Raw genomic sequence first — 13,217 nt, forward strand, 5'->3', positions numbered from 1 at the left:
CGAGCCATGAGCGCCGAATCACTACACCGCACCGCGACCGCCGCGCTCGAGGGCTGGAAAACGCTCGACGAGAACGACGAATCGCTGCGGCACACCATGCTCGCGTTCCTCGCGTCGGCCCCTCTCGGCTGCCTGCGTGAATACGCACCCGGACACATCACGGCGTCCTCCCTCGTCCTCGACGAGGGAGGATGCCACGTGCTTCTCACCCTGCATCCCCGGGTCGGCCGGTGGATCCAATTGGGCGGGCACTGTGAGCCTTCCGACGACACGGTCGTCGACGCCGCGCTGCGGGAGGCGTGCGAGGAATCGGGAATTCCCGACCTCCGGATCGACCCGGACCTGCTGTCGGCGCACACCCACCCGATCACGTGCTCACTGGGACAGCCGACCCGGCACCTCGATCTCCGATTCCTCGTCCGCGCGCGTCCCGATGCGCACATCGTGCGAAGCTCCGAATCGACGGATCTCCGGTGGTGGCCGGTCGACGCGCTGCCGCCGAACGCGGAGAAGGCGACGATCGACCACCTCGTGCACCTGGCCGGACTACGGTAGCGGCACTACGCCGCTCACACGTCCGTGCTGAACCTGACCCCGCCGTCGGGCAACGTCACGCCGGGCCACACCCGTGCCCCGCGCAGGAGTTCGCATCGGGCGCCGACGTCGGCGCCGTCACCGATCACCGCGTCACGCACGAGCGCCCGCGGACCGATCCGCGCGCCGAATCCGATGATGGACCGTTCGACGGTCGCTCCGGCCTCGACGACGGCACCGTCGAACAGCACCGCCCCGTCGAGGCGTGCACCCGCACCCACCTCGGCGCCGCGACCGACGACCGTTCCGCCGATCAGCAGCGCGCCGGGGGCGACACCCGCACCCGGGTGGACGAGCGATTCACCGCGGGGGCCGTCCAGCGCCGGTGACGGGGCGATGCCGCGGACCAGGTCCGCGGAACCGCGCACGAAGTCTTCGGGTGTGCCCATGTCGCGCCAGTACGAGGAGTCGACGTGGCCGTACACCTTGGCGCCGTCGGCCAGCAGTGACGGGAACACCTCGCGCTCCACCGACACCGGGCGTCCCTCGGGGATCTGTTCGATGATCTCCCGCTTGAAGACGTAGCACCCGGCGTTGATCTGATCGGTCGGCGGGTCCTGCGTCTTCTCGAGGAACGCGGTGACGCGGCCGTCGGCGTCGGTGGGCACACAGCCGAACGCGCGCGGATCCCCGACCCGAACCAGGTGCAGGGTGACGTCGGCGTCCCGGGTCCGGTGGGTGTCGAGGATCGCGCCGAGGTCGGTGCCCCCGAGAACGTCGCCGTTGAAGACCATGGCGTGTTCGCCGCGCAGTTTCGGCAGAACGTTCCGGATGCCACCGCCGGTTCCGAGCGGCTCGGTCTCGGTGACGTAGTCGATCTCCAGACCCAGCTTGGATCCGTCGCCGAAGTACTCCTCGAAGACCTCCGCCTTGAACGACGTCCCGAGAACCACGTGGGTGATTCCGGCCGCCCCGATCCGCGCGAGCAGATGCTGGAGGAACGGCAGGCCCGCGGTGGGCAGCATGGGTTTGGGTGCCGACAACGTCAGCGGACGAAGCCTCGTCCCCTGACCGCCGACCAGCACCACCGCATCGGTCGTCTTCTCAATTGCCATGAGTCGTTCCCCCCTCGTTCCGATTCTTCCGACGTTCCCGGACCGCCGCAGCCACGGCGATCTTCGACCGCACCGCCAATCCTCCCCGAAGCGCCCACCGCAGGGGCGCCTGCCACCAGTGCGGGTGACGGTCGGCCTGGAACCGGTAGGCGCTCTGATGGTGCGCGGGCAGCATCAGTTCCGGGTGCTTGCCCGCAGCGTGCCCCTTAGCGTGGGTGACCTCGGCGGACGGCACGTACACGTTGAGCCATCCGGCCTTGCCCAGGCGGTCACCGAGATCGACGTCCTCCATGTACATGAAGTAGCGGGAGTCGAAACCGTTGATCGAGTCGAACGCCACACGCCGCATCAGCAGACACGAGCCGGACAACCAGCCGACCGTCCTCTCGCTGACGGTCTCGTTCTCCTGCCGGTAACCGGCGGTCCACGGGTTGGACGGCCACACCGTGCCCAGCACCGCATGCCCCGCCCCCGACACGAGGTCGGGCACCTGGCGCGCCGACGGATAGACGCTTCCGTCGGGTTCCAGAACGAGAGGTCCGAGCGCCCCCGCCCGTGGCCAGCGCTCGGCGGCCGCGAGGAGAACGTCGATCGATCCGGGCGCCCAGCGCACATCCGGATTGGCGATGACGACGAACTCGATGTCCTCGTCGATCTCCGCGACAGCCCTGTTGATCGCACCGCCGTAGCCGATGTTCCCGCCGGTCCGCAGCAGGCGCACGTGCTCGTGCGCCGCGTCCGCGGCCTCGGGGGCGCCGTCCGTCGATCCGTTGTCGGCCATCACGACCTGCGGATCTTCCTTCGTCGCCTCGGCGAGAGTGCCCAGGAACTGTTCCAGATGCTCACCTGGCGAATAGGTCACCGTCACCACGGCCAGCTTCGAACTCACGCGGGCAAGCGTAGCCGTTGAAAGAGGGTCCGCCTCACACCACGGCATCCAGCGCCGCATGCAGGGCGTCCCGCCACGGCCGCAGCGGGGTCAGCCCGGCGTCGGCCCAGGCGCTGCCGGACAGGACCGAGAAGGCCGGTCTCGGCGCGGGCCGCACGAACTGAGCACTCGTGCACGGGCGCACTCGCTGCGGGTCCGCACCTGCCTCCTCGAACACCGCCCGCGCGAGGTCGAACCAACTCGCACGGCCCCCGTTGGTGGCGTGGAGCACCGGCGCGTCGACATCGCTGCGGCCGGCGAGTTCGAGCAGCGCGTCCGCCAGGTCGCCGGCAAATGTGGGCGAGCCCACCTGGTCGTCGACGACGTCGACCGTGTCACGTTCGCGCTCCAGCCGGCGCATGGTCGACACGAAGTCGGAACCGACCCCCGTGTAGACCCACGCGGTGCGGACGACGTGCGCGGACGGAAGCGCAGCGTGCACGGCCCGCTCGCCCGCGAGCTTGGTGCGTCCGTACGCGGTCGCGGGACCGGTCGGGTCGTCCACCTCGTACGGCGTGTCGCCCTGTCCGGCGAACACGTAGTCGGTGGAGACGTGAATCAGCCGCGCCCCCACCCGGGCGCACGCCGCCGCGAGGTTCGCCGGCCCGAGTTCGTTGACTGCCGACGCGGTCTGCTCGTCCGACTCCGCGGCGTCGACCGCGGTGTAGGCCGCGCAGTTGATCACCACGGATCCGCTCTCGACCTGCGCATCCACCGCGGCGCGATCCGTGATGTCGAGCTCGTCCGACCCCACACCGCGGGCCGTGACGCCCCGCGCGCCGGCCCGTCGGAGAAGGTGTCCGCCCAATTGCCCCCGGGCACCGGTCACAAGGATGTTCGTCACGACGGCCAGTCTGGCACGCCGATCCACGCCTCCCTGCTCCCGGCGCGTCGACCAGTAGCCTGGTTTCCGTGTCACACGAGCAACCCGCACCAGACGCACCCCCGAGCACGGCTCGGCGGCCGATTCACGTCGCTGTCGCGGTGCTGTCGGTGCTCGCCCTCGTCGTCACGGGATTCGCGTGGCGCAGCATCGACTCGCTGCGCAACAATCTGGCAACCGCGGGCGGTCTGGGACTCGGCGGTAGCGCCGACGGCGCCGTCGACATCCTCATGGTCGGCACGGACAGCCGCACCGACGCCCACGGCAACCCCCTCTCGCAGGAGGAGCTCGACTCCCTGCGCGCCGGCGAGGAAGTGGCGTCCAACACCGACACCATCGTCCTCATCCGGGTCCCGAACGACGGCAGCTCCGCCACCGCCATCTCGATCCCCCGCGACTCCTACGTGAACGTGCCGGGCATCGGCATGTCGAAGATCAACGCCGCCTACGGCGCCACCAAGGAGACCGAGCGGCTGAAACTCGTCGAGGACGGGGCCACCGACAAGGAGGCAGAGGAGGAGTCGACGAAGGCCGGTCGTGAGGCACTCATCGAATCGGTGGCAGACCTCACCGGCATCACCGTCGACCACTACGCCGAGGTCGGGCTGCTCGGATTCGTGCTCCTCACCAACGCGGTCGGCGGCGTCGACGTCTGCCTCAACGAGCCGGTCGACGAGGACCTGTCGGGCGCACACTTTCCCGCCGGGAAACAGACGTTGAAGGGTGCGGACGCGCTGAGCTTCGTCCGCCAGCGCCACGACCTCCCGCGCGGCGACCTCGACCGCATCGTGCGTCAGCAGGTGTTCATGGCGTCGCTCGTCGGCAAGGTACTGTCTGCGAAGACGCTCAGCGACCCGGGCAAGCTGAACGAACTCAGCGGCGCGGTGCAACGTTCGGTGGTGCTCGACGACGATTGGGACATCATCGAGTTCGCCACCCAGCTGCAGGACCTCGCCGGCGGCAAGGTGCAGTTCGAGACGATTCCGGTAGCCGACCTCAACGGCATGACCGACTACGGCGAGTCCATCGTCGAGGTGAAGCCGAAGGACGTGAAGAAGTACGTGGCCGGGCTCGTCGGCGAAGAGCCCACCGAGTCCGAGGACACCACCACGTCGAAGACGCCCGACATCGACACGTCCACCGTCACCGTCGACGTCGCCAACGCCAGCGACGTCGGGGGTCTCGCGAACGGTGTCGCCGAGGCGCTGAACTCGCTCGGCTACGGCCAGGGCGAGGTCGGCAACTACACCGGCAAGTCGGTGAACGGAACAACCGTCTTCGCGCACTCCGCCGACGACGACAGCGCGAAGGCCGTCGCCGCCGCGCTCGGCGGGCTCCCCACCGACACCGACGCGACCCTTCCCGAGGGCTCGGTGCGCGTGGTGCTGGCGAGCGATTACCAGGGTCCGACGTCCGCCGAGAGCACCAGCACCACGTCCTCCTCGTCCGGATCCTCGGAGACGGGCCTCGAGCCCGTGTCCACCGGAGGAACGACCCCCACCCCGGCACCGCCCGGCCCGCCCATCGACGCCGGGTCCTCGGGCCCGCGTTGCGTGAACTAGAGAACGAGAATCGGATTGTGTCCATGAACCATGCGTCCCGCACGCTGACCGACGCCCTGCTCGACCCCATCCTGAAGAACGACCCCGCCGGGCCGCGCGTGACGTACTACGACGACGCGACCGGAGAACGGGTCGAACTGTCGGCCCTGACCCTCGCCAACTGGGCGGCCAAGACCGCCAACCTGCTGCGGGACGAATTCGCGCTCGAACCCGGCGGCCGCGTCGCGGTGCTCCTGCCCGCACACTGGCAGACCGCCGCCGTCCTGCTCGGCGCGTGGTGGGCCGGCGCCGAGGTCGTCCTCGAACCCGACGCGGACGCCGACGTCGCACTCGTGTCGGCCCGGCACCTCGACGACGTCGGCGACGTGCCGGAGGTCGCGGCGCTGTCGCTGGACGCGTTCGGCAGGCCCGTCCCCGACCTCCCCGTCGGCATCACCGACTACGCCACCTCCGTGCGCGTCCACGGCGATCAGTTCCGGCCGACGGTCGCCGGACCCGCACTCGCCGGCAAGAGTGTCGACGACGTGCTCGCCGCCGCGCGTGCCTCCGCCGAGTCACGGGGCATCACCGCAACCGATCGCGTGCTGTCCGTCGAGGCGTGGGACTCCCCCGACGCACTGATCGACGGCCTCGTCGCCGTCTTCGCCGCCGGAGCGTCACTGGTGCAGGTCACCAACCCCGATGCCGACGCGCAGTCCCGGCGCGTGGGCACCGAGAAGATCACCCGTCAACTCTCCCGGTAGCCGCCGTCCGCGAGGCCCGCGGCGATCTCGAACCGGTTCCGGGCACCGGGATGTCGCGCCTCTTCGCACAGGTAGCGCAGCGCGAACGTCCACCCGTATGTCGCCCATTGGTCGGCGTGGACCGCTTCGTGCCGCACGAGCGGCCTCGCCGGTTCCCGGCCGGTGAGAAACGCACCGCCGACGGTCGTCCCGCCGCGCGCGTACCCACCCCGCATGCCGCTGCACACGAACATCCCGAACTCGTCGTCGAAGGCGATGCGGGCACCCCACATCCGGGAATACCCCAACGCCAGGCGGGTGATCGCGGCGGACTGGGAGTTGCCCCGCGACGCGCGAATCATCTGCACCCCACGGCTGCGTTTCATCTGCGCAGAATAGGTGCTCGGGATCGTTCATCCACGACTCCCCCTTCATCCACAGGGCAACGGACGAGAGTTCCACAGCGAACCCGAGGTGTTCCGGAACGACCGCCGACGCCAGAACTGGCTCGTCCGGGAGGGCTGGATGGTGCTCCGCTTCGCTGCCTACGACGTCCTGGCGCGTCCCGACGTGATCGCCGACGAGATCATCGCCGAGGTGCGCCGATGGCGTCGCGGTCGACGCACGAAATGAACTGAGCCGCCACTCCCTGCTCCCGCAGGGCCGTTTCGGCCCCGGAGCGGCGAAGAGGGGCGGCTCAGTTCGACGGGTCAGCCCATCAACGTGTCGCGGAGTGCCTTGTCCTTGTCGAGGACCATCTTCTCGAGCCCGTCCTGGAACGCGACCATCTGCTGCTGCAGGGCGGGGTCGGCGGCACCGAGGATGCGGACCGCGAGCAGGCCGGCGTTGCGGGCGCCGCCGATGGAGACGGTCGCGACGGGGACGCCGGCGGGCATCTGCACGATCGACAGCAGCGAGTCCATGCCGTCGAGGTACTTCAGTGGGACGGGCACACCGATGACGGGCAGCGGGGTGGCCGACGCGACCATGCCCGGCAGGTGGGCCGCGCCACCGGCGCCGGCGATGATCACCTGGATGCCGCGGCCGGCCGCGTCCTTCGCGTAATCGAGCATGCGCTGCGGCGTGCGGTGCGCGGAGACGACACCGACCTCGAAGCGCACCCCGAATTCGGCGAGCGCCTCGGCGGCGGCCTCCATGGTGGGCCAGTCGGAGTCGCTGCCCATGATCAGTCCGACCTGTGCGCCCTGACGTGCTGCCGAATCACTCACCGTGTACATCCCATCCGTCGGTCCATTCAGCGTGCGAAAGCCAATGCGCGGCGCGTTCGGCGCGTTCGCGCACTCGTGCCACGTAGTCCGGGTCGTCGATCGAGCCGGGTCCGCCGACGATGTTCACGTGGCCGATCTTCCGGTCCTCGCGTTCGCCCTTGCCGTAGAGGTGAATCTTCGCGTCGGGCATCCGGGCGAAGAGGTGGTGGACGCGCTCGTCCATGCTCATCTCGGGGGCGGTGGGCGCGCCGAGCACGTTCGCCATCACCGTGATCGGGGCGAGTGGTGCGGTGTCGCCGAGGGGATAGTCGAGGACGGCGCGCAAGTGCTGCTCGAACTGTGAGGTGCGGGCGCCGTCCATGGTCCAGTGGCCGGAGTTGTGCGGGCGCATCGCGAGTTCGTTGACGACGAGTGTGCCGTCGGTGGTTTCGAACAGCTCGACGGCCATGGCGCCGACCACACCGAGCTCGGACGCGATCCGCAAGGCCAGTTCCTCGGCGGCCTCGGCGACCGAGTCGGGCAGCGCGGGGGCGGGGGCGAGGACCACGGCGCACTGTCCGTGGCGTTGCACCGTCTCCACGACCGGCCAGGTAGCGCCCTGACCGAACGGTGACCGGGCCACCATCGCGGACAGCTCGCGGCGCATCGCGACCTTCTCCTCGACGAGGAGGGAGACACCCTTGTCGAGTTGCTGGGTGACGATGCGCTCGGCTTCGTCGGAATCGTCGGTCATCCACACGCCGCGGCCGTCGTATCCGCCGCGCACGGCCTTGATGACGACCGGCCACCCGTGCTGGGCACCGAACTTGACGACGTCCTCGGCCCACGTCACCTCGGCGAAGGCGGGGACCGGTGCGCCGAGTTCGCCGAGCTTGCGGCGCATCGCCAGCTTGTCCTGCGCGTAGATGAGCGCCTGCGGCGGCGGCTGCACGTTGACGCCCTCGGCGACGAGGACGTCCAGGTGCTCGGTCGGCACGTGCTCGTGGTCGAAGGTCAGCGCATGCGAACCGACCGCGGCCCTGCGCAGCGCCTCGAGGTCGGTGTGGCTGCCGAGGACCACGTCGGGGCTCACCTGCGCGGCGGGTTCGCCGGCGGTGCCGGAGAGCACCCGCAGCGTCTGGCCGAGCGCAATTGCGGCCTGGTGGGTCATTCGCGCGAGTTGGCCGCCACCGATCATCGTCACGACGGGTTGCCCGGCGGTCAGATCGCGGGGGGTCGTGGGACGCGGTGTGGAATCAGAGTTGCCGGTCACGGGTCACTAGTTTGTCACGTCCGGCGCCGGGTTCCGCCGCCGAGGTGGGCGGTGCGTTGTTTCTGTGATTCTCCTGATGATCTCGGCGTCAATTGGTGGTATCCGGTCCAACTTTCGTAAACTCATCCGTTGTGTCATTTGTCGACGGCGTCCTTGCACGCGTTCCCCAGCCCTTCCGGGCCCTCGCGTTGCGCCATCACGAACTGATCAAGTTCGCGATTGTGGGCGGCACCACCATGGTCTTCGACCTCGCGATCTTCTATTCGCTGAGCCTCACGATCCTCGAAGAGAAGCCCGTTGTCGCCAAGGTTCTCTCCGGAATTCTGGCGACCGTCCTGAGTTACATCCTCAACCGCGAATGGTCGTTCAAGAATCGTGGCGGACGGGAACGGCACCACGAGGCTCTGCTGTTCTTCACGATCAGCGGGGTCGGTGTTCTTCTCGCCGCTGCGCCGCTGTGGATCGCCAACAACGTGTTCGACATCCGCGCCAACCAGGAAGACCTGACCACCCTGGTCGTCGTCGACTTCGTGCTCAACTACATCATCGGCAACCTGCTGCAGATGGTGTTCCGGTTCTGGGCACTGCGCCGGTTCGCGTTCCCGGACGAGAACGTGCACCTCGTCGACCCGGATCTCGTCGACGAGGCCGCCGAGGAGCCGTCCGGCCACGCCTGATCGTCAGCGGGGCTCCCTGATCCCGGTGACCCGTGTCGGCACGTGCTCGCGGGCGATCGGGACGAAGATCGCGAACAGGGCCGGGCGCCGTCGCTGCAATTCCAGCCGGCCGCCGTCGGCCTCGATGAGGGCGCGCGCCAGCGCCAGCCCCACACCGGTCGAACCGGCACCCGAGAAACCGCGGTCGAAGATGTGCGGCGCCAGGTCGTTGCTGACGCCGACACCCTCGTCCGACACCTCCACACACACCGTGGCCTCGCGGGGCGACGTGTCGTTGCCGGGTGACCGGAGCGTCTGCCCCTGAATCAGGCGCACCGCGACCGTGCACGTTCCCGCCCCGTGCATGAGCGCGTTGTCGACGAGGACGGCGACCGCCTCGCGGAGCCGCGAACCGGTGGTCGACGCCATCACATTCGTGTCGCCCCGCAGCAGCAGCGTGCGCCCGGCGTCCTCGAACGGCCGTTTCCAGTCGGCGATGACGACGCTGAGCTCCCGGATCACGGACACCTGGGTCTCGGTGCCGGTGCTGCGCGACGAACGGACCAGTTCGTCGATCGCGACCGTCAGTCGGTCGACCTGCGCCATCGCCTCGTCCGCCTCCACCACGACCGCGGGGTCCGAGTGCACGGACAGTTCGTCGAGTCGGAGACGGACCGCAGTCAGCCGGCTGCGGAGCTGGTGGGAGACATCCGCGACGAGTGCGTGTTCGCGCTGCAGCCGTCCCGCGATCTCGACGGTCGCGGAGTCGAGGACGTCGGAGACGCGGTCGAGTTCGGGGATGTCGTGACGCCGCACGTCGGGCCGGAAGTCGCCCTCGGCGAGACGGGCCGCGCGGTCGGCGACGTCCCGGAGCGGGTCGGCGAGCCGCTTCGCGGTGACGTACGCGACGACGGTCCCGGCGGCGATGGACACGAGCACCAGCAGGGCGACGGCACCGACCGCCTGGCGTTGCTGGGTGCGCATCTCGTCGGACGGCACCTCGAGGCGGAGCGAACCGGACGTGCCCATCGCGAGGGACTCCACGAGCGGCGATTGCACGGCGGGTTCACCGATATCCACGCGGGCGGCGCCGTCGTCGGTGGTCGGATAGACCACGACGAGCCGTCCCCGGGCCGGGGTCAGCAAGCGCAGGGAGTTCGTGTCGAGGTCGCCCTCGACGACGCCGTTGACGCCCTCCTGGTTGATGATCTCGGTCGCCATCCGGTCGAGCCGGACCTGGAGATCGCTGCGGTTGAAATCCTCGACCCACAACCATGCCGTGTAGATGAGCGGCACACCGAGCAGCAGCGCCGTCAGGATCACGACTGCGAGGATCGACTGGAGAATTCTGCGGCGCACTACCCCGCCTAGTCGGTGTTGATGCGGAAGCCGACGCCGCGGACCGTCGCGATGCGACGCTCGGCGGCGGGGCCCTCGTCACCGATCTTCCGCCGCAGCCACGACATGTGCATGTCGAGGGTCTTCGAGCCGCGCAGTTCCACGTCGCCCCACACCTCCGCGAGGATGGTGTCGCGGGACACCACCTGTCCCGCGTGCTCGAGCAGGACCCGGAGCAGTTCGTACTCCTTGTTGGCGAGGGCGATCTCGGTTCCGTTCACGAGCACCCGGCGGGCCGCGGGCTCGAGCCGGATGCCGCCGACCTCGACGACCGCGTCCTCGCCGCCGCCGCGGCGCCGCAGCAGGGCACGCACGCGGGCCATCAACTCCGCCAACCGGAACGGCTTGCCCACGTAGTCGTCGGCGCCCGCGTCCAGTCCGACGACGAAGTCGACCTCGTCGGTGCGTGCGGTGAGCATGAGCACCGCGAGTTCCGAACTGTGGGCGCGCACTTGCCTGCACACCTCGAGTCCGTCCATGCCGGGGAGGCCGAGGTCCAGGATCAGCAGGTCGTACGCACCGTCGAGGGCCTGCTCCAGCGCCGCCGGGCCGGTCTGCTCGATGGTGACGTCGTATCCCTCCCGGCCCAGTGCCCGCGACAGCGGGGCGGCGATGGCTTCGTCATCTTCGGCAAGCAAAACTGCAGTCACCTCCACAGGGTACGGAGGTGCGGAGACCGCTGTGACCGGTTACCAGCCTTTGCCGGTGTCGGCGTCGCCACGCGGGTCGTCGCGCTCGTGGTCACGGTGAAGGTCCATCGCATCGAATACCTGGTGGTAGAGCAGCGAATGGACGCGCTGGACGTCGGGGATGTCGTCGAATTCCAGCGGATCGTCGGAGGAGGACACGATGACGAGCGTGCCGGTGCGGAGCATTCGGTCGAGGAGGCCGTGCCGGAACTGGACGTTGCTGATGCGCCCCATGGGGATGTCGATCCCGGTGTGCGTCATCACACCCTGGCGGATGAGGACGCGACGGTCGGTGACGATGAAGTGGGTGAACTTCCAGCTGAGAAACGGCGCGACGCAGCGCCATACGACCAGCGCGAGCCACATCGCGAGGATGACGACGAGCACGACGGTCAGCGCGGAACCGTCCAGCTTGTTCTCCGCGAAACCCGCCGCGAAACCCGCTACCGCCGTCGCCAGCAGGAAGGTGAGGGCGGGGACCAGCAGCATCTTCCAGTGCGGATGACGGTGAAGCAGCAGTTCTTCGTCCTCGGCAAGGGCGTCCTCCGGATATCCCATGCGAAGAGTGTGCCCCTATCGCATGCGACTGAGCACGATCGGGGTGACGACGATGATGATGCCGTACAGCACCATCCACACTCCGACCACGATCACGAACACCTCGAGCGACAGCTCGGGCTGTAGAAGCACGATGGCCCCGGCGACGACGCTGATCACCCCGAGCACGATGGTCAGCCCGCGATCCGCGACCGAACCCGACGCGCCCGCGACGATGTCGAGGACGCCGCGGAACACCCACCACGCACCGACGACGAGCGCGATGATCACGACCGTCTGGAGGGGGCTCCGCAGTACGAGGAACGCCAGAAGTATTGCGAGGGCACCGGATACGCCCACCAGTGTGCGCGTTCCTCCTCCGGCGTCGACGTCGGCGAACGCCCGGATGATCTGGACGATGCCGAATCCGAAGAATTGGATGGCGATCAGGACGGCCAGCACGGTGAGCGTGACGTGCGGCCAGACGAGCACTGCGATGCCCAGTCCCAGGGTGAGCAGACCGAGCACCACCGTGAGGCCGGTCAACGTGCGCCGGGCTGCGATGACAGAGGACTCCGGAATTGAGGTACTCATGTACCACAGTGTCGCACTACTCGGTGCGCACCGGGCGTAAATGTGTGATGTCACCTGCGGAGACGGCGACCGTGCCGGGTTGGCCGTCGGGCGCGATCACGACCCGCCCCTCGGCGTCGATGTCGGTGGCGATGCCGATCAGCTCACGCCCGCCGGGCAGTTCGGCGCGCACCCGCTGACCGAGGGTGCCGCAGCGCCCGCGGTAGGCCTCCGCGAGTTCGGTGACGTCCCAGTTGGAGTCGTGCCATTGCTGCCAGCGGTCGGCGATCGCGCGGAGCACCGCACGTACGAGGGTGTCACGATCGCTGACCTCGGCGTCTTCGAGCACGAGCGACGTCGCGTGTGCCACGGGCAGTTCGTCCCTCGTGAGGCTGACGTTGAGTCCGATCCCGACGACCACCGCGGGATCCGGTGTGGTGGCGGACACCTCGGCGAGGATCCCGGCGACCTTGCGACCGTCGATCAGGACGTCGTTGGGCCACTTCAGTTCCGCGGGCACCTTCGCGACGGCACGCAGCGCATCGACGACGGCGACTCCGGTCAGGAGCGGCAGCCACCCCATGTCGCCCACGCCCATCCCCGGCATCGTCAGCAGCGCGGAGACCGCGATCTGCGCCTGCGGCGGGCTCACCCAGGGACGGAAGTGGCGGCCCCGGCCGCTGCCCTGGAATTCGGCGAGCAGCACGTGCCGGTCGCTGTTCGACGCCGCGGCCCGTGCGAGGAGGTCCGCGTTCGTGGACCCGGTCTCCTGGACGACGTCGAGCCGCGACCAGAACCTGCGGGTATCGCTGTCGTCGTCACCGCGGACGAGCGCGGCGCGCAGATTGTCGGCGTTGAGCGGGGGTCGGTTCAGGTCGGTCCACATCCCCACAGCCTAGGACGAGCAGGAAAAGGTACTGGTCAGTAGCCGGGTCGGGGCAACGTGCCGCCTGACCACCTCCCTTGCCAGATCGTCGCCCGCTCTCGTTAAGCTGACCTGTCATGACCACTGTTCAGGAGCCGAGCGCGGCGGAGTCGGCGAGTACGCCCGATATTCACACGACGGCGGGAAAGCTCGCCGACCTGCGTAATCGTCAGGCCCAGGCGCAGCACCCGAGCGGTGAAGCCGCGGTCGAGAA

General features: G+C 69.0%; 16 protein-coding genes. 5 read left to right on the top strand and 11 right to left on the bottom strand.

What is annotated here, in order from left to right; all coding sequences use genetic code 11:
- The first annotated feature begins 6 nt into the window (after positions 1-6).
- The gene (locus ACFTWF_RS30380; protein ID WP_378464812.1) at positions 7-555 is read left to right on the top strand and encodes an NUDIX hydrolase; all 549 of its coding nucleotides are present in this window, start codon (positions 7-9) and stop codon (positions 553-555) included.
- A 14-nt stretch (positions 556-569) separates the two neighbouring features.
- Here ACFTWF_RS30380 and ACFTWF_RS30385 read toward each other — a convergent pair whose 3' ends face one another.
- The 3 genes from ACFTWF_RS30385 to rfbD are packed head-to-tail and all read right to left on the bottom strand — an operon-like array spanning position 570 to position 3,421.
- Positions 570-1,649 (bottom strand): sugar phosphate nucleotidyltransferase, encoded by a 1,080-nt coding sequence (locus ACFTWF_RS30385; protein WP_378464813.1) that lies wholly within the window; start codon positions 1,647-1,649, stop codon positions 570-572.
- Positions 1,639-2,538 carry a glycosyltransferase family 2 protein gene (locus ACFTWF_RS30390; protein ID WP_378464814.1) on the bottom strand — a complete coding sequence of 300 codons (900 nt, stop codon included), beginning with the start codon at positions 2,536-2,538 and terminating at the stop codon, positions 1,639-1,641. The genes ACFTWF_RS30385 and ACFTWF_RS30390 overlap by 11 nt, the downstream gene beginning before the upstream one ends.
- Positions 2,539-2,572: 34 nt before the next feature.
- The gene (gene rfbD, locus ACFTWF_RS30395; protein ID WP_378464815.1) at positions 2,573-3,421 is read right to left on the bottom strand and encodes a dTDP-4-dehydrorhamnose reductase; all 849 of its coding nucleotides are present in this window, start codon (positions 3,419-3,421) and stop codon (positions 2,573-2,575) included.
- A 122-nt stretch (positions 3,422-3,543) separates the two neighbouring features.
- Here rfbD and ACFTWF_RS30400 point away from each other — a divergent pair, with 122 nt between their 5' ends.
- Both ACFTWF_RS30400 and ACFTWF_RS30405 read left to right on the top strand, forming a co-directional pair.
- The gene (locus tag ACFTWF_RS30400; protein WP_378464833.1) at positions 3,544-5,022 is read left to right on the top strand and encodes an LCP family protein; all 1,479 of its coding nucleotides are present in this window, start codon (positions 3,544-3,546) and stop codon (positions 5,020-5,022) included.
- A 23-nt stretch (positions 5,023-5,045) separates the two neighbouring features.
- The gene (locus ACFTWF_RS30405) at positions 5,046-5,765 is read left to right on the top strand and encodes a TIGR03089 family protein (RefSeq protein WP_378464816.1); all 720 of its coding nucleotides are present in this window, start codon (positions 5,046-5,048) and stop codon (positions 5,763-5,765) included.
- Here the strand turns inward: ACFTWF_RS30405 and ACFTWF_RS30410 are convergent.
- Positions 5,750-6,130, bottom strand: coding sequence for a hypothetical protein (locus tag ACFTWF_RS30410; protein WP_378464817.1), 381 nt, complete (start codon positions 6,128-6,130; stop codon positions 5,750-5,752). The two genes, ACFTWF_RS30405 and ACFTWF_RS30410, sit on opposite strands and share 16 nt — an antisense overlap.
- Before the next feature lie 13 nt (positions 6,131-6,143).
- On the opposite strand from ACFTWF_RS30410, the gene ACFTWF_RS30415 reads away from it, so the two are divergent.
- Positions 6,144-6,377 carry a DUF559 domain-containing protein gene (locus tag ACFTWF_RS30415; RefSeq protein WP_378464818.1) on the top strand — a complete coding sequence of 78 codons (234 nt, stop codon included), beginning with the start codon at positions 6,144-6,146 and terminating at the stop codon, positions 6,375-6,377.
- A gap of 77 nt (positions 6,378-6,454) precedes the next feature.
- Here ACFTWF_RS30415 and purE read toward each other — a convergent pair whose 3' ends face one another.
- Together purE and ACFTWF_RS30425 are read right to left on the bottom strand one after the other, a co-directional pair.
- Entirely contained in the window at positions 6,455-6,982 is a 528-nt protein-coding gene (purE, locus tag ACFTWF_RS30420; RefSeq protein ID WP_185728999.1) for a 5-(carboxyamino)imidazole ribonucleotide mutase, read from the bottom strand.
- Positions 6,966-8,225 (bottom strand): 5-(carboxyamino)imidazole ribonucleotide synthase, encoded by a 1,260-nt coding sequence (locus ACFTWF_RS30425; protein ID WP_378464819.1) that lies wholly within the window; start codon positions 8,223-8,225, stop codon positions 6,966-6,968. Before ACFTWF_RS30425 ends, purE begins: the two co-directional genes overlap by 17 nt.
- A 131-nt stretch (positions 8,226-8,356) precedes the next feature.
- Between ACFTWF_RS30425 and ACFTWF_RS30430 the strand changes: the two genes are divergently transcribed.
- Positions 8,357-8,902, top strand: coding sequence for a GtrA family protein (locus tag ACFTWF_RS30430; protein WP_378464820.1), 546 nt, complete (start codon positions 8,357-8,359; stop codon positions 8,900-8,902).
- A 3-nt stretch (positions 8,903-8,905) separates the two neighbouring features.
- Here ACFTWF_RS30430 and ACFTWF_RS30435 read toward each other — a convergent pair whose 3' ends face one another.
- From ACFTWF_RS30435 to ACFTWF_RS30455, 5 genes are read right to left on the bottom strand one after another with little or no spacing between them, the layout of a single operon-like run.
- Positions 8,906-10,240, bottom strand: a complete 1,335-nt coding sequence (locus ACFTWF_RS30435) for an ATP-binding protein (protein ID WP_378464821.1) — start codon at positions 10,238-10,240, stop codon at positions 8,906-8,908.
- An 8-nt stretch (positions 10,241-10,248) separates the two neighbouring features.
- Complete coding sequence (locus ACFTWF_RS30440; RefSeq protein WP_378464822.1) at positions 10,249-10,929, bottom strand: response regulator transcription factor; 681 nt, start codon at positions 10,927-10,929, stop codon at positions 10,249-10,251.
- 39 nt (positions 10,930-10,968) lie between these two features.
- Complete coding sequence (locus ACFTWF_RS30445) at positions 10,969-11,526, bottom strand: PH domain-containing protein (RefSeq protein WP_378464823.1); 558 nt, start codon at positions 11,524-11,526, stop codon at positions 10,969-10,971.
- Positions 11,527-11,541: 15 nt separating this feature from the next.
- Entirely contained in the window at positions 11,542-12,099 is a 558-nt protein-coding gene (locus tag ACFTWF_RS30450; RefSeq protein ID WP_185728994.1) for an HdeD family acid-resistance protein, read from the bottom strand.
- A 16-nt stretch (positions 12,100-12,115) separates the two neighbouring features.
- Positions 12,116-12,964, bottom strand: a complete 849-nt coding sequence (locus ACFTWF_RS30455; RefSeq protein ID WP_378464824.1) for a biotin--[acetyl-CoA-carboxylase] ligase — start codon at positions 12,962-12,964, stop codon at positions 12,116-12,118.
- Between the last annotated feature and the right edge of the window lie 253 nt (positions 12,965-13,217).

This window comes from Rhodococcus sp. NPDC056960 (assembly GCF_042674125.1).
Lineage (GTDB): Bacteria > Actinomycetota > Actinomycetes > Mycobacteriales > Mycobacteriaceae > Rhodococcus_F.